Annotated in this window: 17 protein-coding genes; 9 read left to right on the plus strand and 8 right to left on the minus strand. The window is 72.6% G+C overall.

Annotated features, from left to right (window positions below; genetic code table 11):
- Nucleotides 1-107: 107 nt before the first annotated feature.
- From AB0L89_RS31445 to hmgA, 3 genes are read right to left on the minus strand one after another with little or no spacing between them, the layout of a single operon-like run.
- Nucleotides 108-1310, minus strand: a complete 1203-nt coding sequence (locus tag AB0L89_RS31445; RefSeq protein WP_365148471.1) for a type ISP restriction/modification enzyme — start codon at nucleotides 1308-1310, stop codon at nucleotides 108-110.
- Between the two features lie 25 nt (nucleotides 1311-1335).
- Nucleotides 1336-2085, minus strand: coding sequence for a GntR family transcriptional regulator (locus tag AB0L89_RS31450; protein WP_365148474.1), 750 nt, complete (start codon nucleotides 2083-2085; stop codon nucleotides 1336-1338).
- 54 nt (nucleotides 2086-2139) lie between these two features.
- Nucleotides 2140-3489, minus strand: a complete 1350-nt coding sequence (hmgA, locus tag AB0L89_RS31455; RefSeq protein WP_365148477.1) for a homogentisate 1,2-dioxygenase — start codon at nucleotides 3487-3489, stop codon at nucleotides 2140-2142.
- Nucleotides 3490-3590: 101 nt separating this feature from the next.
- Here hmgA and AB0L89_RS31460 point away from each other — a divergent pair, with 101 nt between their 5' ends.
- The 3 genes from AB0L89_RS31460 (at nucleotide 3591) to AB0L89_RS31470 (ending at nucleotide 7120) form a co-directional block, all read left to right on the plus strand.
- Nucleotides 3591-4223, plus strand: a complete 633-nt coding sequence (locus AB0L89_RS31460) for a TetR/AcrR family transcriptional regulator (protein WP_365148480.1) — start codon at nucleotides 3591-3593, stop codon at nucleotides 4221-4223.
- Between the two features lie 207 nt (nucleotides 4224-4430).
- Complete coding sequence (locus AB0L89_RS31465) at nucleotides 4431-5867, plus strand: citrate:proton symporter (RefSeq protein ID WP_365148483.1); 1437 nt, start codon at nucleotides 4431-4433, stop codon at nucleotides 5865-5867.
- The gene (locus AB0L89_RS31470; RefSeq protein ID WP_365148486.1) at nucleotides 5867-7120 is read left to right on the plus strand and encodes an MFS transporter; all 1254 of its coding nucleotides are present in this window, start codon (nucleotides 5867-5869) and stop codon (nucleotides 7118-7120) included. The genes AB0L89_RS31465 and AB0L89_RS31470 overlap by 1 nt, the downstream gene beginning before the upstream one ends.
- On the opposite strand, the gene AB0L89_RS31475 is transcribed toward AB0L89_RS31470, so the two are convergent.
- Nucleotides 7104-8315, minus strand: coding sequence for a S8 family peptidase (locus AB0L89_RS31475; protein ID WP_365148489.1), 1212 nt, complete (start codon nucleotides 8313-8315; stop codon nucleotides 7104-7106). The genes AB0L89_RS31470 and AB0L89_RS31475 overlap by 17 nt on opposite strands.
- Nucleotides 8316-8778: 463 nt before the next feature.
- On the opposite strand from AB0L89_RS31475, the gene AB0L89_RS31480 reads away from it, so the two are divergent.
- The 3 genes from AB0L89_RS31480 (at nucleotide 8779) to AB0L89_RS31490 (ending at nucleotide 11942) form a co-directional block, all read left to right on the plus strand.
- Nucleotides 8779-9261: a GNAT family N-acetyltransferase gene (locus tag AB0L89_RS31480; RefSeq protein WP_365148829.1), complete on the plus strand. Its 483-nt coding sequence runs from the start codon at nucleotides 8779-8781 to the stop codon at nucleotides 9259-9261.
- Between the two features lie 86 nt (nucleotides 9262-9347).
- On the plus strand, nucleotides 9348-10736 hold the full coding sequence (locus AB0L89_RS31485; protein WP_365148492.1) for an aldehyde dehydrogenase family protein: 1389 nt from the start codon (nucleotides 9348-9350) through the stop codon (nucleotides 10734-10736).
- Between the two features lie 123 nt (nucleotides 10737-10859).
- The gene (locus AB0L89_RS31490) at nucleotides 10860-11942 is read left to right on the plus strand and encodes a Zn-dependent alcohol dehydrogenase (protein WP_365148495.1); all 1083 of its coding nucleotides are present in this window, start codon (nucleotides 10860-10862) and stop codon (nucleotides 11940-11942) included.
- Between the two features lie 22 nt (nucleotides 11943-11964).
- Here AB0L89_RS31490 and AB0L89_RS31495 read toward each other — a convergent pair whose 3' ends face one another.
- Together AB0L89_RS31495 and AB0L89_RS31500 are read right to left on the minus strand one after the other, a co-directional pair.
- Nucleotides 11965-12981 (minus strand): urea transporter, encoded by a 1017-nt coding sequence (locus AB0L89_RS31495; RefSeq protein ID WP_365148498.1) that lies wholly within the window; start codon nucleotides 12979-12981, stop codon nucleotides 11965-11967.
- A 119-nt stretch (nucleotides 12982-13100) separates the two neighbouring features.
- Nucleotides 13101-13691, minus strand: coding sequence for a dihydrofolate reductase family protein (locus tag AB0L89_RS31500; RefSeq protein ID WP_365148501.1), 591 nt, complete (start codon nucleotides 13689-13691; stop codon nucleotides 13101-13103).
- Between the two features lie 69 nt (nucleotides 13692-13760).
- Here AB0L89_RS31500 and AB0L89_RS31505 point away from each other — a divergent pair, with 69 nt between their 5' ends.
- Nucleotides 13761-14336, plus strand: a complete 576-nt coding sequence (locus AB0L89_RS31505) for a TetR family transcriptional regulator (protein ID WP_365148504.1) — start codon at nucleotides 13761-13763, stop codon at nucleotides 14334-14336.
- A gap of 4 nt (nucleotides 14337-14340) precedes the next feature.
- Here the strand turns inward: AB0L89_RS31505 and AB0L89_RS31510 are convergent, their stop codons facing one another.
- Nucleotides 14341-15051, minus strand: coding sequence for a winged helix-turn-helix domain-containing protein (locus AB0L89_RS31510; RefSeq protein ID WP_365148507.1), 711 nt, complete (start codon nucleotides 15049-15051; stop codon nucleotides 14341-14343).
- A gap of 64 nt (nucleotides 15052-15115) precedes the next feature.
- On the minus strand, nucleotides 15116-15763 hold the full coding sequence (locus tag AB0L89_RS31515) for a TetR/AcrR family transcriptional regulator (protein ID WP_365148510.1): 648 nt from the start codon (nucleotides 15761-15763) through the stop codon (nucleotides 15116-15118).
- A 72-nt stretch (nucleotides 15764-15835) separates the two neighbouring features.
- Between AB0L89_RS31515 and AB0L89_RS31520 the strand changes: the two genes are divergently transcribed.
- Together AB0L89_RS31520 and AB0L89_RS31525 are read left to right on the plus strand one after the other, a co-directional pair.
- Nucleotides 15836-16987 (plus strand): acyl-CoA dehydrogenase family protein, encoded by a 1152-nt coding sequence (locus AB0L89_RS31520; RefSeq protein ID WP_365148513.1) that lies wholly within the window; start codon nucleotides 15836-15838, stop codon nucleotides 16985-16987.
- Nucleotides 16988-17076: 89 nt separating this feature from the next.
- Complete coding sequence (locus AB0L89_RS31525; RefSeq protein ID WP_365148516.1) at nucleotides 17077-17364, plus strand: YiaA/YiaB family inner membrane protein; 288 nt, start codon at nucleotides 17077-17079, stop codon at nucleotides 17362-17364.
- Nucleotides 17365-17377: the final 13 nt, after the last annotated feature.

Here is a 17377-nt window from a genome sequence, read left to right on the forward strand (position 1 = left end):
CGATTCACCCCGTCATCGATCCCCGGCCCTTCCCCAGGCCGGGTGCTCGTGTGACTGGTGTGACCCCAGTTACTCCTGTGAACACCCCGGCCGTTCCACAGGATCCGTCAGAGCAGGGCGAACTGCCCGTCAGGCCCCTCTTCGTGGTGGTCGAGCACCGACGCCGGCCGCCGCGCCCCCTCCGCCACCGGCAGCACCCCCGCCCGGCGCAGCTCCACCTCGGTGATCCCGGAGTCGATCGCCTCCGTCAACTCCCTCTGCCGAGGCGCGAGTTCCGCGAGCAGCGCGAGCACGGTGATCAGTTCGAGGAGTTCGGACGTCCACGTCTGCGGCCACGCCGTCGGACGGATCGCCTCCAGCGTGCCCGCCTCCGCCTCGCCCGTGCGCAGCGCGAACCACCGCTCGACGATCCGCACGCCGCTCACCTCGTACTCCCAGGCCTCCTTCGGCACCGGCGAGATGACGCCCTCCTCGCCGACCCACAGGACCTCTTCCCCGGCGTCGTACGACAGGGTGGCGGGCCGTGCGGGCAGCGGGGCCCGGACGTAGGGCCTGCGGCCGCCGGGCAGCTTCGGGCGCTCGCCGTCGCCGCGCAGCTGGAGCCAGAGGAGGCGCTCCCCGAGCTCCACGCCCCGCCTCCAGAGCCCGGCGTCCGGTGTGAGCGGCACCCGGCAGCCCGCCGGTGAACCGGTGCCGGCCGCGAGCACCCACGCGAGCAGGGCGCGGGCCGTGACCTCCTGCCCGAGCGCCGCCGAGAGGTGTGCGAGCAGCCCCGGCGCCACATTGGCCTCCAGGCCCCCGGGACGGCGGAACAGCGGCCGGACGCGTCCGGGGCGCCCGGCCGGCGAGCGGCCGTCGGGCAGCACGGCCGACGCGAGCACGGCGGGGCCGCCGGCCCCGGGAACGTAACCCTGTTCGACGGCGTAGAGCTGGCCCTCGCCCGCCACCCGCCACAGCTCGGGGCGGGCGACGTCGATGAGGCGGTGGTCGGGGATCAGCCACTGCTCGTCGAAGGGGCCGTGCAGGACGCGCACGGGCTCCGGGCAGGGGCCGCTCTCCTTGGCCAGCCGGCCCGTTCCGCCGTGGTGGCCCGGGAGCTGGGCCACCGTCGTGTGCGGCGTGCGCGAGCGCGTGGGGCGGAACAGGGCCTCGCGCTCCGGGCCCGACGCGCGGACGAGGGCGGCCCAACGGGCCTTCAGGGATGCGGGATCCGGGCCCATCGGCCACCCGCGGCCCGGCCGGAGCGGTGCGACGGACCACGGCATGAGGTCCGCGAGCAGCGGCGCTTCGTCGTGCGTCACGCCCGGCATCGTACGACGTACCCGCCGTCGGCCGTCACGTCGCGTCGAGCGTGACCGAGAAGGAGAAGCGGTCGCCGCGGTAGTGGATGCGGGCCACGTCCAGGGTGCGGCCGTGCTCGTCGTACGTGATGCCGGTGTAGTACAGGATCGGGCTGAGCAGCGGCACTTGGAGGAGGCGGGCGGTCTCCGGGTCCGCGAGGGTGGCCTCGACGGTGTCGGTGATCCGGCTGATGCGCACGCCCACCACGTCGCGCAGGACCTTGGTCATCGGCCAGCGCGCGAGGTCGTCCGGGTCGATGCGGGCAGCCAGCTCGGGACGGACGAAGTTGCGGGCGTGGTTGGTCGGTTCGCCCGTCTTCTCGTCGCTGCGCAGCCGGTGGTACGTCGCCACCCGGGCCGAGTCGGGGAAGTACGGGGCGAGTTCGGGCGGGGGCGCGCTCGTGCCGTGGTCGAGCAGCTCGGTGGTCATGCCCGACTGCTGGGCCACGATCGCGTCGACCGAGCCGAGCAGCCGGACGGGGGAGCCGCGCTGCGCGCTCGGCTCGATGAAGGTGCCGCGCCGCCGGTGGCGGGTGATGAGCCCCTCGTCCTCCAGCTCCTTGAGCGCCTGCCGCATGGTCAGCACGCTCACCCCGTAGTGCCCCGCCAGCTGCTCCTCGGTGGGCAGCCGGAGCGGGGCCTCAGGGGTGCGGCCGAGTATCGAGGCGCGCAGGGACTGCGAGACCTGGTACCAGAGCGGCAGTTTCCGATTCAGGACGATCGAGTCCGGGGCGAAAGCGGTCACGGTCTCTCCGAATCAGTCACGGCCTGCGCACGCTCGCACGCGCGTGGCACAGAATCAGTTACGGAAGTGGCGCTCCAGACCCTGCCACACGTCGTCGTAGCCGCGCTGCAGGTGGGACGCCCCTGCCGCCTGCTCCGTCGCGGTCACCGGCCAGCGGGTCTCGAACATGAAGGCAAGCCCGTCGTCGATCTTCTGCGGCTTCAGCTCGGCGGCCGAGGCCTTCTCGAAGGTCTCGCGGTCGGGGCCGTGCGCGGACATCATGTTGTGCAGCGAGCCGCCGCCCGGCACGAAGCCCTCCGCCTTGGCGTCGTACGCGCCCTCGATGAGGCCCATGTACTCGCTCATCACGTTCCGGTGGAAGTACGGCGGGCGGAAGGTGTCCTCGCCCACCAGCCAGCGCGGCGCGAACACCACGAAGTCGACGCCCGCGAGGCCCGGGGTGTCGGACGGCGAGGTGAGCACCGTGAAGATCGAGGGGTCCGGGTGGTCGTAGCTGATCGTGCCGATCACGTTGAAGCGGTGCAGGTCGTAGACGTACGGCACGTGGTTGCCGTGCCAGGCCACCACGTCGAGCGGCGAGTGGTCGTACGTCGCGTGCCAGAGGTTGCCGCAGAACTTGTTGACCACCTCCACCGGGCCCTCGACGTCCTCGTACGCGGCCACCGGGGCCCGGAAGTCCCGCGCGTTCGCCAGGCCGTTGGCGCCGATCGGGCCGAGGTCGGGGAGCTGGAAGGGCGCGCCGTAGTTCTCGCAGACGTACCCCCGCGCGCTGTCGTCGAGCAGCTCCACGCGGAAGCGGACGCCGCGCGGGATCAGCGCCACCTCGCCGGGCTCGGCGTGCAGCAGCCCCAACTCGGTGCGCAGCAGCAGTCCGCCGCGCTCGGGCACGATCAGCAGCTCGCCGTCCGCGTCGCTGAACACCCGGTCCGTCATGGAGGAGTTGGCGTGGTAGAGGTGAATGCCCATGCCGGTGCGCTGGGCCGCGTCGCCGTTGCCGCCGAGCGTCCACAGGCCCGCCAGGAAGTCCGTGCCGGGCGCGGGCTCCGGCAGCGGGTTCCAGCGCAGGCGGTTCGGGTCGGGCACCGACTCGGTGAACGGCGCCGTGCGGATCGCGCCGTTGTCGACGCGCGTGAAGCGCGGGTGCGCGGCCGAGGGGCGGATGCGGTACAGCCACGAGCGGCGGTTGTGCGCGCGGGGCTCGGTGAAGGCGGAGCCGCTCAGCTGCTCGGCGTAGAGCCCGAGGGGCGCGCGCTGCGGTGAATTGCGGCCGTGCGGCAGCGCGCCGGGCACCGCCTCGGAGCTGTGCTCGTTCCCGAAGCCGGAGAGATAGGACAGCCCCTCGGCGGTCTTGCGTGCGTCGCTCCCACCCGTACGGCCCGGGCTGCTTGCGTGGTCCCCGCTCATCACCGCTCCCTCGTCAATGATTCCTATGGGACACCGTAGGATTCGCGTTTTCCTTCCGCAAGGGGGAGCCAGGAATGTGAGCGGTGCTCTACTCTCCCGGGATGCCCCACCCGAACCCGCCCAGGGAACCGAACCCGCCCTCCTCCCTGCGCCGCGTCCCCGTACAGGAGCGCAGCGCGGAGCGGCTGACCCGGATCCTCGACGCCTGCGCCGCCGTCCTCGACGAGGTCGGCTACGAAGGCCTCACCACCCGCACCGTGGCCCAGCGCGCGGGCGTCCCCATCGGCTCGGTCTACCGCTTCTTCGGCAACAAGCGCGCCCTGGCCGACGCGCTGGCCCACCGCAACCTGGACGCGTACGCGGAGCGCGTGACCGCCCGCGTCGCCGGCGTCGAGCGCGGCGACTGGCGCGGCGCCGTCGACGCGGCCTTCGACGAGTACCTGGCGATGATGCGCACCGTCCCCGGCTTCGGCCTGGTCGACTTCGGCGTCCCCTCCGCGCCCGAGGCGATGCCCGACGCCAACCTCCAGGTCGCCGAGCGCGTGGCCACCCTGCTCTCGGGCCACCTCGACCGCCCCCTCGACGCCCGCCTGCGCCGCACGATGCTGGTCGGCGTCGAGGCGGTCGACGCGGTCCTCCAGCTCGCCTTCCGCGCGGACCCGGCAGGCGACCAGCCCCTCATCGACGAGGCCCGCGCCCTGCTGCACGCGTACTTCGCGCACGCGCTGGACTGAGGGCGACCCTCCTGGGCGTGCCCGCGCGGGGCGCGCCGTCCGCCGTCGCGCCGCCCACCGCACCCACGATCGACACACGCCCGTGACCAGGAGTTTTGCGCTTATTGCTCGCGCGTCAACATCTTGTTAACGCTGGATGGCGGGTCCTACGGTCAACCGGACCGCCAGAGCTGGCGGGAGTTCGAAGGTGAACGTGAGGTTGCCCCCATGCTGACCATCCTCGGATTCGTCATGATCGCCACCTTCCTGGTGCTGATCATGATGAAGAAGATGTCGCCGATCGCGGCACTCGTGCTGATCCCCGCGCTCTTCTGCGTGTTCGTCGGAAAGGGCGCCCATCTCGGGGACTACGTCCTCGAAGGCGTCGGCAATCTGGCGCCCACGGCGGCGATGCTCATGTTCGCCATCGTGTACTTCGGCGTCATGATCGACGTCGGCCTCTTCGACCCGATCGTCCGGGGCATCCTGCGCTTCTGCAAGGCGGACCCGCTGCGCATCGTGGTCGGCACCGCCGTGCTCGCCGCCATCGTCTCCCTCGACGGCGACGGCTCGACGACCTTCATGATCACGGTCTCGGCGATGTATCCGCTGTACAAGCGCCTCAAGATGAGCCTCGTCGTGATGACGGGTGTCGCCGCCACCGCCAACGGCGTCATGAACACGCTGCCCTGGGGCGGCCCCACGGCCCGCGCCGCCACCGCGCTGAAGGTCGATGCCGCCGACATCTTCGTCCCGATGATCCCGGCGCTCGCCATGGGTCTGGTCGCCGTCTTCCTCCTCTCGTACGCCCTGGGTCTGCGCGAGCGCAAGCGGCTCGGCGTCCTGTCCCTGGACGAGGTCCTGGAGCGGGAGCAGGAGACGGTCCTCGTGGGGGCCGGGGGCCAGGGGGGCAAGGGCGACGGGCGTACGTCGCTCACGAAGAAGGCCACCGGCGGAGCGGGTTCGGGCACGGACGCCGATGCCACCGCGGACGCCACCGAGGGCGAGAGCGACGACGACGGCTTCCAGGGGCTCGACCCCAACCGCCCGACGCTGCGCCCCAAGCTCTACTGGTTCAACGCCGGCCTCACCGTCCTGCTGCTCACCGCCATGATCATGGAGTGGCTGCCGATCCCGGTCCTCTTCCTGCTCGGCGCCGCGCTCGCGCTCACCGTCAACTTCCCGCACATGCCCGACCAGAAGGCCCGCATCGCCGCCCACGCGGAGAACGTCCTCAACGTCACCGGCATGGTCTTCGCCGCCGCCGTCTTCACCGGCGTCCTCACCGGCACCGGCATGGTCGACCACATGGCCGACTGGCTCGTCGACGCCATCCCCGACGGCATGGGCCCGCACATGGGCCTGGTGACCGGACTGCTCTCCATCCCGCTCACGTACTTCATGTCGAACGACGGCTTCTACTTCGGCGTCCTGCCGGTGCTCGCCGAGGCCGGCCAGGCGCACGGCGTCGGCACCCTGGAGATCGCCCGCGCCTCCATCGCCGGACAGGCGCTGCACATGTCGAGCCCGCTCGTGCCCGCCGTGTACGTCCTCGTCGGCATGGCCAAGGTCGAGTTCGGCGACCACACCCGGTTCACCGTCAAATGGGCCGTGCTCACCTCCCTGGTGGTGCTCGGCTCCGGCATCCTCTTCGGCATCATCTGATGCCACACGCGACACCCGGGCCCGGTGGGAGGGGCTGGCTGCTCCGTCTCGTCATCGCCTTCGCCTTCGCGCAGGGGGCGGTGTCGATGGCGCGGCCCGCCGTCTCCTACCGGGCCCTCGCGCTGGGCGCCGACGAGCGCGCCATCGGCGTCATCGCCGGTGTCTACGCCCTGCTCCCGCTCTTCGCCGCCGTACCGCTCGGCCGTCGGACCGACCACGGGCGGTGCGCGCCCCTGCTGCCGGTCGGCGTCGTCCTGATCGCGGGCGGCTGCGCGCTCAGCGGCACGGCGGACTCCCTCGCCGCGATGGCCGCGTGGAGCGGGGTGATGGGGCTCGGTCACCTCTGCTTCGTGATCGGCGCCCAGTCGATCGTCGCCCGGCAGTCCGCGCCCGCCGAACAGGACCGCAACTTCGGCCACTTCACCATCGGCGCCTCGCTCGGGCAGCTGGTCGGGCCGATCGCCGCGGGCGCCCTGATCGGCGCCGACATGGGCCGCACCAGCGCGCTCGCCCTGCTCGTGTCGGCGGGGGTGGCGGCGGTCTCGCTGACCTCGCTGTGGCGCATCGAGCACCGGGGCTCCGGGGCGCGTCCCGCCGAACGGGCCGCGAAGGTGCCGGTCCTGGGCATCCTGCGCACCCGTGGCGTGCCCGCGGGCATCTTCATCAGCCTCGCCGTGCTCTCCGCGACGGACATCCTCACGGCCTATCTGCCGGTGGTCGGCGAGCACCGGGGCATCGCGCCCGCCACGGTCGGGCTGCTGCTCTCGCTGCGGGCCGCGGCGACCATCGCCTGCCGGCTCGTGATGACACCGCTGATCGACCTGCTCGGCCGCGGGGTCCTGATCGTGGGCACCTGTGTGCTGGCCGCGCTGCTCTGCGCGGGGATCGCGCTGCCCGTCCCCGTGTGGGCACTCGGCGCGATGCTCGTCCTGCTCGGTTTCTGTCTGGGCGTCGGCCAGCCGCTGTCGATGACGACGGTGGTCCAGGCCGCGCCGCCCGCCGCGCGCTCGACGGCCCTCGCGCTGCGGCTGACCGGCAACCGCCTGGGGCAGGTCGCCGCGCCCGCGTCGGCGGGGCTGATCGCCGGGGTGGCGGGGGTGGCCGCGCCGTTCGTGATGCTGGGCGGGCTGCTGCTCGTGGCGGCCGGGCTCGGCGCGCGCACGTCCCCCGGGGGCGCCGGCAGCCCCCGGGGAACAGGCGGTTCGAGCGGCGGAACCCGCCGTCAGAACAGCGGAGTTACTGAACGATCTTGAGCAGCTTGTTCGGGGAACCCGAACCCGGGCTGGTCACGACGTTCGGGGTGGCGCCGTTCACCAGAGCCGAGGAGACCTGCGCCGGCGTGGCCGAGGTGTGGCCCGCCAGGTAGACCGCCGCGGCACCCGCGACGTGCGGGGTGGCCATCGACGTACCGGAGATGGTGTTGGTGGCCGTGTCGCCGGTGTTCCAGCCCGCCTTGATGTTCACGCCGGGCGCGAAGATGTCCAGGACCGAGCCGTAGTTGGAGAAGCTGGCCCGGGCATCGGTGTTGCTGGTCGCGCCGACCGTGATCGCCGCGGGGACGCGGGCGGGCGAGGTGTTGGCGGCGTTGGAGTTGTCGTTGCCCGCCGCGACCGCGTAGGTGACACCGTCGGCGATGGAGTTCTTCACCGCGTTGTCCAGCGTGGTGGAGGCGCCGCCGCCGAGCGACATGTTGGCCACGGCCGGGGCACCGGCGGCGTGGTTGCTCGTCACCCAGTCGATGCCCGCGATGACGCCGGCGGTGGTGCCGGAGCCGTTGTTGTCGAGCACGCGGACGGCCACGATCTTGGCCTTCTTGGCCACACCGTAGGTCTTGCCGGCGATGGTCGTGGCGACGTGCGTGCCGTGGCCGTTGCCGTCCTGGGCGGTGTTGTCGCCGTCGACCGCGTCATAGCCGTTGACCGCGCGCCCGCTGATCTCGGAGTGCGTGATCCGCACGCCGGTGTCGATCACGTACGCGGTGACGCCGGAGCCCGCGGTGTCCGGGTAGGTGTAGGTGCCGGACAGCGGCAGCTTCGCCTGGTCGATGCGGTCCAGGCCCCAGGGGGCGTTGGACTGCGTGGCGGTGGCCCGGAGTCTCTGGTTCTGCTCGACGGAGGCGACCGCGGGGTCGGCGGCGAGTCTGCGTGCCTCGGTCGCGCTCAGCTTCGCGGAGTAGCCGTTGAGCGCGGACTTGTAGGTCTTCTGCACCGAGCCGCCGTACTCGGATATCAGGTCCTTGCCCTGGGCCGTGGCGGCCTTGAGACCCGAGGTCTTCTTCAGCGTGACGATGTAGCTGCCCTGGATCGCGTCGGCGGAGTTCGCCGCGATGACCGTGCCCTCGGCGGGGGCGGCCTGGGCGGGCAGGGCGGTGACCGCACCGAGGACGGCGGCGGTGGCGGTCGAGATCGCCGCGGCGATCACAGTCTTCTTGCTGCGCAGCATTGCCATTACGAGGGAGTCCTCCTCATAGGCGGCGCGCCCGGGGTCGGGCAGCGCGACTGTGGGGGGTGTGCGCGGGATCGCACACACAGATGGGAGCGGTCAGTGCCGCTCCCGTCGCGTTCAGTAGCGTGGCCTCTCCACAGGTCTAGATCAAGGGAGTTGACGCCTTGTCATGCGTACGTCACGTATTTGAAATCGAATCCAAGGTGAATATGTGGAGTCTGTCCCGAAAACGGCTGGGGGTGGGGAGGGCTGAGGGGGGAGAGGGGGTGGGGAGGCGGTCGAGGCGTCGAGGGGCGGCATGCGGAGGCGTCCGGCGCCGGCCGACCGCTCCGTCGTTCCCGCGGTGGGCTCGGCCGGGCACTCCGTCGTTCCCGCGGTGGGCTCGGCCGGGCGCTCCGCCGTCCCCGTGGTGCGCCTGCCCTACCGCTCCGCCGTCCCCGCGCGCGGCCTGGCCTACCGTTTCCGTATGACGAGCGCGCCACGCCTGGAGAAGATCACCGCCGCCACCTTCGACGCCGCGATCGCGCTGAAGGTGCGCCCCGATCAGGAGCACCTGGTGGCCCCGGTCGTGAAGTCGCTCGCCGAGGCGTACGTGCACCCCGGCACGGCCTGGCCGCGGCTCATCCTGGACGGCGACCGGACCGTCGGCTTCCTGATGGCCTTCTTCGGCATCGACTTCGCCGGTGACGGCGTGGGGGCCGACGGGGGCGCCGATGTGCGCTCGGGGCTGTGGCGCCTGAACATCGCCGCCGCGGAACAGGGGCGCGGCTACGGCCGTTTCGCCGTCGGCGCCGTGGCCGAGGAGATCCGCCGACGCGGGGGCACGCGCATGACCGTCACCTGGCACCCCGGCGCGGACGGCCCGGAGGGCTTCTACCTGGGGCTCGGATTCAAGGCGACGGGGGAGATGTCCGGGGAGCAGCGCGTCGGCGAACTCGACCTCTCGTGAGCGGTGGGGCGCGGGCGGCGGTGCCCCTGGTGCTGCAAAACTATCAGCGCTAGTTTGTAGCGCGGACGACTACCTGGAGGAATGCGATGAAGGCCCACGACGGGATGTACATCGACGGTGCCTGGCGCCCGGCCGCGGGCACCGACACGATCACCGTGTTGAACCCGGCCGACGAGCAGCCCGTCGGACAGGTCCCGGCCGGCACCGCCGAGGACGTCGACGCCGCGGTCCGCGCCGCCCGTGCCGCGCTGCCCGGCTGGGCCGCCACCCCGCCCGCCGGGCGCGCCGCCCTGATCGGCGCCCTGCGCGACCGCCTCGTCGCCCGCAAGGACGAGATCGCCGAGACCGTGACCGCCGAACTCGGCGCCCCGCTCGCCTTCTCGGAGGCCGTGCACGCTGCGGTGCCGATCGTGGTCGCCGGTTCGTACGCCGAGCTCGCCGCGGCGCACTCCTTCGAGGAGACGGTCGGCAACTCCACCGTCTACCTGGAGCCGGTCGGCGTGGTCGGCGCGATCACGCCGTGGAACTACCCCCTCCACCAGATCGTCAACAAGGTGGCCCCCGCGCTCGCCGCGGGCTGCACGGTCGTGCTCAAGCCCGCCGAGGACACCCCGCTCACCGCGCAGCTCTTCGCCGAGGCGGTGCACGACGCGGGCGTACCGGCCGGCGTGTTCAACCTCGTCACCGGCCTCGGCCCGGTCGCGGGCCAGGCGCTCGCCGGGCACGAGGGCGTCGACCTCGTCTCGTTCACGGGCTCGACGGCGGTCGGCAAGCAGATCGGCGCCACGGCGGGCGCGGCCGTCAAGCGCGTCGCCCTGGAGCTCGGCGGCAAGTCCGCCAACGTCATCCTGCCGAGCGCCGACCTCGCCAAGGCCGTGAACGTCGGCGTCGCCAACGTCATGTCCAACTCCGGCCAGACGTGCAGCGCCTGGACCCGCATGCTGGTCCACGCCGACCAGTACGACGAGGCGGTGGAGCTGGCGGCCGCCGCCGCGGCCAAGTACGGCCCCCGCATCGGCCCCGTCGTCAACGCCAAGCAGCAGGCGCGCGTGCGCGGCTACATCGCCAAGGGCGTCGAGGAGGGCGCCCGGGTGGTGGCGGGCGGCCCCGAGGCGCCCACGGAGAAGGGCTACTTCGTCCAGCCGACCGTCTTCGCCGACGTCACCCCCGAGATGACGATCGCCCAGGAGGAGATCTTCGGACCGGTGGTCTCGATCATCCGGTACGAGGACGAGGACGACGCCCTGCGCATCGCCAACGGCACCGTGTACGGCCTGGCGGGCGCGGTGTGGGCGGCCGACGACGCCGAGGCGGTGGCCTTCGCCCGCCGGATGGACACCGGCCAGGTCGACATCAACGGCGGCAGCTTCAACCCGCTGGCGCCCTTCGGCGGTTACAAGCAGTCGGGCGTGGGGCGCGAGCTCGGCGCGCACGGCCTCTCCGAGTACCTCCAGACCAAGTCCCTTCAGTTCTAGGGCGGACACCGTCCGACCTGCGTCGGGGAGGCCGCGGTTCCCGGCCGAGGCCCCCCGTGATCAGGTCGGTCCACCGCCGTTCCCGACCGAGTCCAGCCAGTTCCGAGGGAGTCACCCCGCATCATGGTCCGCGCCGCTGTATTCCCCGCCGTCGGGGCGCCGATGGAGATCGCCGACATCGACCTGCCCGATCCGGGTCCCGGCCAGGTCCGGGTCCGGCTCGCCGCGGCCGGGGTCTGCCACTCCGACCTGTCCCTGACCAACGGCACCATGCGCGTGCCGGTGCCCGCCGTCCTCGGCCACGAGGGCGCGGGCACCATCGTCTCCGTCGGCGAGGGCGTCACGCACGTCGCGCCCGGTGACGGCGTCGTCCTCAACTGGGCGCCGTCCTGCGGCAGCTGCCACGCCTGCGCACTCGGCGAGGTGTGGCTGTGCGCGCACGCCCTGGCGGGCTCCGCGAACGTGTACGCCTGCCGGTCGTCCGACGGCAGCGACCTGCACCCCGGCCTGAACGTCGCCGCGTTCGCCGAGGAGACGGTCGTCGCCGGGAACTGCGTCCTGCCGGTGCCGGACGGCGTCCCGCTCACCGACGCCGCGCTGCTGGGCTGCGCCGTGCTGACCGGCTACGGCGCCGTGCACCACTCGGCCCGGGTCCGCGAGGGCGAGAGCGTCGCCGTGTACGGCGTCGGCGGCGTGGGCCTCGCCACGCTCCAGGCGGCCCGCATCGCGGGGGCCTCCCGGATCGTCGCGGTGGACGTCTCGCCGGAGAAGGAGGAACTCGCCCGCCGGGCCGGGGCGACGGACTACGTGGTCGCGTCGGAGACGACCGCCCGCGACATCCGCGCCCTCACCGGGAAGCAGGGCGTCGACGTGGCCGTGGAGTGCGTGGGCCGCGCGGCGACGATCCGCGCGGCCTGGGACTCGACCCGGCGCGGCGGGCGCACCACGGTGGTCGGCATCGGCGGCAAGGACCAGCAGGTCACGTTCAACGCGCTGGAGCTGTTCCACTGGGGCAGGACCCTGTCCGGGTGCGTCTACGGCAACTCCGACCCCGCGGTGGACCTGCCGGTCCTGGCGGACCACATCCGCGAGGGACGCCTGGACCTGAGCCTCCTGGTGACCGACCGGATCGGCCTCGACGGCATCCCGGCGGCCTTCGACAACATGATCGCGGGCAAGGGCGGCCGGGCGCTGGTCGTCTTCTGATCCGCCGGCCCGCGCGGGCGCGTCAGTCCCGCGCGGCCGGACCGGTCAGCCGCGGGAAGGACGCGGCCCCGGCCAGGAACACCAGCGTCGTCAGCACGAACGGCCAGGTGAAGGTGTGCCCGCCGGAGGGCGCGAAGAGCGCCGACATCGCCGAGCCGACCGCCGTCGCCGCGGCGGCCCCCACGAGCGCGTACGTGAGGGTCGCTGCCCGCGCGGGCAGGAAGACGCCGCACAGGGCGAGGGCGACGAGGACGGAGTTGTAGCTCATCGTGCCGTCGGTGATCTGCGCGGCCGGGGCGCCCAGTGCCCACGCGGTGGCGATCCCGACGGCGTTGCCGAGGCAGGCCACGGCCGCCGCGCGCCGGCTGCCGATCAGCAGGCCGACGAGCAGCACGAGCCCCACGTACCACTGCGGCATGAAGAAGATCTCGGCGAAGGCCGCGCAGAACGCCTTGGCCAGGTCGAGGGGTTCGAGGGCGGTGGGTCCCGACGCGGGGCTGGTGAGGGAGGCGAGGCCCGCGCCCTGGTGCCAGACCCGCTGGAAGCCGGGCGCGGCGATGGTCATCGTGGACGCGAGCAGGCAGTACGGCAGGGTCAGCGTGGGCAGCCCCCAGCCGCCCAGCACGTTCGCCACGGCCGCGGTCATGACCGTGACGACCACGCAGCCGCCGAGCGCGAGCAGCACCGTCGAGAGGTGCCCGGCGCCCAGGAAGACCGCGAAACAGAGCCCCGTCAGACAGCCGTTGAAGCCTTCGAGGCCGGTCGTGACGCGGGTGCGGTCCGCGCCGAGGAGCCGCGCGGTGGCGGTGCTCACGGCGGTGCCGAGCAGGCCGTAGAGCCCGTACTCCCAGCCCGCGGCGAAGAGCGCCACGCAGAAGAGGGCGCCCGTGGCGACGCTCGGCAGGAAGGTGACCTGGGCCTGTCCGCGCAGCACCTGCGCGGCGAAGACGGTGAGGACGCGGACGCGCGGCGGTCCGATCGCCCGCCCCGATCCCCCGGTCGAGCCCCCCGCGTCCAGTGCCTGTGTCGCGTGCCCCACGGCGCCCCTCCCGTGTTACGTCCCTGTTTCGTCCGACAGGACGGATGCAGATTACATCTACCTGGGCGGTGGCGGGGTCCCGCCCCGGAAATCGGGGCAGGGGAGGGTGTCGCGGTTCGTCAGCGGGCCGCCTCGAACCACGTCATCAGGACGTCATTGTCGAACGATTCGCGGGCCGTCACGCGAAAGCGCGTGGGGTCGAACTTCCCGCCGAAGACGGGGATTCCGCCGCCCGCGACCACGGGATAGCTCTTGACGACCAGTTCGTCCAGCTCCGGGAGCAGCGAGGCGGCGAGCCGCCCGCCGCCGCACAGCCAGATGTCCTGCCCCGGTCGCTTCTTGAGGTCGCGGACCAGGTCGAGCGGGTCGCCCGCGGTCACGGTCACGGCGGGGTCGGGCGAGGTGGTCAGCGCGTTCGAGACCACGTACTGGCGCAGATGCGCGTACGGACTCGTGATGCCGTGGTCCAGTACCTGGCGGTAGGTGCCGTGGCCCATCACCACCGTGTCGAAGCGCCGGTTGGGGGCGTCCGCGAGGCCGACGTGCGGACGCAGGGCGGTGGGGACGGTCTCGGGGTAGCGGGCGTTGACCCGGGCGGCGTAGGCGGTGGCCTGTTCCTCGTCGCCGACGGGGTAGAAGTCGACCTCGTCGGCGGGGCCCGCGATGTACCCGTCGATGGAGGTGCCGATGTAGTACACGAGCTTGCGCATCCGGTAACTCCCCCTGTAGTACTTCTGTTGTAGTGGTGGAAACGTAGTACTACATACGGAGTGGTGTCAATGGTGCGCAGGAATGACGGACGTCGGGCGGCCCTGGTCGACTCCGCCATCGAGGTCCTCGCCAGGGAGGGTGCCCGCGGGCTGACCTTCCGGGCGGTGGACGCCGAGGCCGGCGTGCCCACCGGCACGGCCTCCAACTACTTCGGCAACCGCGACGACCTGCTGACGCAGGCGGGCGCCCGGGTCTACGAACGGCTCACGCCCGACGCGGGGGAGGTCGAGCGCCAGCGCGCGGCCAAGCCCGACAAGGAGACCTATGCCGAGCTGATGCGCGAGGTCGTCGGCCGGGTCAGCGGCTTCCGCACGGGCTATCTCGCCCTGCTCGAACTGCGCCTGGAGGCGACCCGCCGCCCCGAGCTGCGCGCCGTCCTCACCGACCGCGTCCGCGCCGACCTCGACGCCAACCTCTCGTACCACGAGGCCTCCGGGCTGCCCGGCGACGCGATGGCGGTCAAGCTCCTGTACCTGGCCTTCAACTGGCTGATCGTCGAACAGCTGACGCTGCCGGACGTGCTCTCGGAGGCCGAACGCGACGCGATCGTGGCGGCGGCGGTGGAGCGCATCGTGGTGGAGTGAACCCTCAGACGCCCTCGACGCCGAGGTGCTCGGCCAGCGCTCGGCTTCCGGCCGGGGTGAGCCGTACCGCGCGCTCCGAGCCGATCCGTTCGCACCAGCCCGTCTCCAGGGCGTGGCGGCAGAGCGCGGCGCCCGCCGCCCCGGCCAGATGGGGTCTGCGCTCGGTCCAGTCCAGGCAGGCCCGCGCCAGGGGGCGTCGGCCGGTGTGCGCGAGCTCGATGCCCAACTCCCCGAACCACGCGATGCCTTGGTCGGTCAGGGCGAAGCCGGTGTCCTGGCGGAGCAGGCCTCGGGCCGTCATCGCCGCGGTGATGGTGATCCCGAGGCGGCCCGCCAAGTGGTCGTAGCAGGTGCGGCCCCGCGCCATCGCGGCGCCCGCGCCCGCCTCGCGCAGCGAGCGGGGCCTCGCGGGGGTCCCGGGCGTCACGTGCGCCGCGAGGTCCTCCACCAGCTGGGCCGCCCGCGCGTCGGTGAGCCGCACATAGCGGTGTCTGCCCTGCCGCTCCTCGGCGAGCAGGCCGCCCGCGACCAGCTTGCCCAGGTGCTCGCTCGCCGTCGACGCCGCGACGCCCGCGTGCCGGGCCAGCTCGCCGGCCGTCCAGGCCCGCCCGTCGAGCAGTGCGAGCAGACAGGCCGCCCGCGTCTCGTCCGCGACGAGCGAGGCGAAGGCGGCGAGGGCGGACGCGGCGGGGTTCTTCTCGGGGTCCTGCTTCATGCACCCAGGATGCGGCAGGAACACTTCGGCGCGGGCCGAAGCGTCACACGCCCGCCGCCGGCCGTCAGGCCCGCGCCGCCACCTGCACGTACTGGAGCGAGAGCCCGTCGAGCAGGGCCCGCAGGCCCGTCTCGAAGGCCCGTTCGTCGATGACCTGCTGGCGCTCGGCGAGCAGATGGGCCTGGCCCAGGTGCGGATAGTCGGCCGGGTCGTACGCGTCCTCGTCGTCCACGAAGCCCCCGGCGAACGAGCCGAGCGCGGAGCCCATGATGAAGTACCGCATCAGCGCGCCGATCGACGTGGCCTGCGCGGCGGGCCAGCCCGCGTCGACCATCGCCCCGAACACCGCGTCCGCGAGCCGCAGTCCGGCCGGGCGGCGGCCGGGGCCCTGCGCGAGCACCGGGACGATGTTCGGGTGCCGGGTGAGCGCCGCCCGGTAGGAGACGGCCCAGTCGTGCAGCGCCGTGCGCCAGTCGCGTCCGTCGGCCGCGTCGAACATCGACAGGTCGACCTGTGCGCTCACCGAGTCCGCGACCGCCTCCAGGATCTGGTCCTTGGTGCGGAAGTGGTTGTACAGGGACGGCCCGCTGACCCCGAGTTCGGCGGCGAGGCGGCGCGTGGAGAGCGCCGCGAGGCCCTCGGCGTCCACGAGGGCGCGCGCCGTGTCGACGATGCGATCTCTGCTGAGAAGGGGCTTGCGCGGTCGGGCCATGCGGCACATAGTAGGGCTGCCCCAGTAAACTAGCACTGCTAATTTAAATCTCGACGCGAAGAGGTGCCCGCGATGAACCTGGAGCTCAGCGAGGAGCAGACCGCCGTCCGGCAGCTGGCCGAGGACTTCGTCGCGCGCGAGATCACCCCGCACGTCGTCGAGTGGGACCGCGCCGAGAGCGTCGACCGGGGCATCGTGAAGAAGCTCGGCGAGGTCGGCTTCCTCGGCCTGACCATCGACGAGGAGTACGGCGGCTGCGGCGGCGACCACCTCGCGTACTGCCTGGTCACCGAGGAGCTGGGCCGCGGCGACTCCTCCGTGCGCGGCATCGTCTCGGTCTCCCTCGGCCTGGTCGCCAAGACCATCGCGCACTGGGGCGACGAGGAGCAGAAGCGGCGCTGGCTGCCGGGCCTGACCTCCGGCGCGTACGTCGGCTGCTTCGGGCTCACCGAGCCGGGCACCGGGTCCGACGCGGGCAGTCTCACCACCCGGGCCGTGCGCGACGGCGGCGACTACGTCATCAACGGCACCAAGATGTTCATCACGAACGGCACCTGGGCCGACGTCGTGCTCCTCTTCGCCCGCACCGGCGACACCCCCGGCCACAAAGGCGTCTCCGCCTTCCTGGTCCCCACCGACACCCCGGGCCTGAGCCGCCGCACGCTGCACGGCAAGCTCGGCCTGCGCGGCCAGGCCACCGCCGAGCTCGTCCTGGAGGACGTCCGGGTCCCCGCGAGCGCCATGATGGCCCCCGAGGGCAAGGGCTTCTCCGTCGCCATGTCCGCGCTCGCCAAGGGGCGCATGTCGGTGGCGGCGGGGTGCGTGGGCATCGCGCGCGCCGCCCTCGACGCGGCCGTGCGCTACGCCGGTGAACGCGAGCAGTTCGGCAGGACCATCGCCCATCACCAGCTGGTGCAGGAGCTGATCAGCGACATCGCGGTCGACGTGGACGCCGCGCGCCTGCTGACCTGGCGCGTCGCCGACCTCATCGACCGGGGGCAGCCGTTCGCCACGGAGTCCTCCAAGGCCAAGCTCTTCGCCTCCGAGGCCGCGGTGCGCGCCGCCAACAACGCCCTCCAGGTCTTCGGCGGCTACGGCTACATCGACGAGTATCCGGCGGGCAAACTGCTGCGCGACGCCCGCGTGATGACGCTGTACGAGGGCACCAGCCAGATCCAGAAGCTCGTCATCGGCCGTGCGCTGACGGGGGTTTCGGCGTTCTGAGCGGGCGGGTGGGCCGCCGCGCCGGGTGAGTACGCATCTGAGTACGCGAGCGGATACGGCACGGGCCGCGCGTCCCCGATGCTGCGTCCATGACCGAGCCATCCGTGAAGCAGCAGACCACGACCGCCTTTTACGGCCAGGCCGTCGCGTCCTTCTCCGTCGCCCTGGCCGCGGTGGCCGTCGGCATCGGCTACCTCGACGCCTCCGCCTGGGTGCGGGGGTTCCTCGCCATCTCGGTGCTCTACCTGACGACCTCCGCCTTCACCCTCGCCAAGGTGATCAGGGACCGGCAGGAGGCCGACCGGATCGTCAGCAGGGTCGACCAGGCCCGCGTCGACCGGCTGCTCGCCGAGCACGACCCCTTCGCGAAGTCCTGACCGGGTCCGGGGC

This window comes from Streptomyces sp. NPDC052114, assembly GCF_040680155.1.
Taxonomy (GTDB): domain Bacteria; phylum Actinomycetota; class Actinomycetes; order Streptomycetales; family Streptomycetaceae; genus Streptomyces.

Bases quoted from the DNA above. Each gene is read 5' to 3' on its own strand.
- AB0L89_RS31445 (WP_365148471.1), bottom strand. From the start codon at position 1,310: ATGCCGGGCGTGACGCACGACGAAGCGCCGCTGCTCGCGGACCTCATG.
- hmgA (WP_365148477.1), bottom strand. From the start codon at position 3,489: ATGAGCGGGGACCACGCAAGCAGCCCGGGCCGTACGGGTGGGAGCGAC.
- AB0L89_RS31460 (WP_365148480.1), top strand. From the start codon at position 3,591: ATGCCCCACCCGAACCCGCCCAGGGAACCGAACCCGCCCTCCTCCCTG.
- AB0L89_RS31465 (WP_365148483.1), top strand. From the start codon at position 4,431: ATGCTGACCATCCTCGGATTCGTCATGATCGCCACCTTCCTGGTGCTG.
- AB0L89_RS31470 (WP_365148486.1), top strand. From the start codon at position 5,867: ATGCCACACGCGACACCCGGGCCCGGTGGGAGGGGCTGGCTGCTCCGT.
- AB0L89_RS31475 (WP_365148489.1), bottom strand. From the start codon at position 8,315: ATGGCAATGCTGCGCAGCAAGAAGACTGTGATCGCCGCGGCGATCTCG.
- AB0L89_RS31480 (WP_365148829.1), top strand. From the start codon at position 8,779: ATGACGAGCGCGCCACGCCTGGAGAAGATCACCGCCGCCACCTTCGAC.
- AB0L89_RS31485 (WP_365148492.1), top strand. From the start codon at position 9,348: ATGAAGGCCCACGACGGGATGTACATCGACGGTGCCTGGCGCCCGGCC.
- AB0L89_RS31490 (WP_365148495.1), top strand. From the start codon at position 10,860: ATGGTCCGCGCCGCTGTATTCCCCGCCGTCGGGGCGCCGATGGAGATC.
- AB0L89_RS31500 (WP_365148501.1), bottom strand. From the start codon at position 13,691: ATGCGCAAGCTCGTGTACTACATCGGCACCTCCATCGACGGGTACATC.
- AB0L89_RS31505 (WP_365148504.1), top strand. From the start codon at position 13,761: ATGGTGCGCAGGAATGACGGACGTCGGGCGGCCCTGGTCGACTCCGCC.
- AB0L89_RS31510 (WP_365148507.1), bottom strand. From the start codon at position 15,051: ATGAAGCAGGACCCCGAGAAGAACCCCGCCGCGTCCGCCCTCGCCGCC.
- AB0L89_RS31515 (WP_365148510.1), bottom strand. From the start codon at position 15,763: ATGGCCCGACCGCGCAAGCCCCTTCTCAGCAGAGATCGCATCGTCGAC.
- AB0L89_RS31520 (WP_365148513.1), top strand. From the start codon at position 15,836: ATGAACCTGGAGCTCAGCGAGGAGCAGACCGCCGTCCGGCAGCTGGCC.
- AB0L89_RS31525 (WP_365148516.1), top strand. From the start codon at position 17,077: ATGACCGAGCCATCCGTGAAGCAGCAGACCACGACCGCCTTTTACGGC.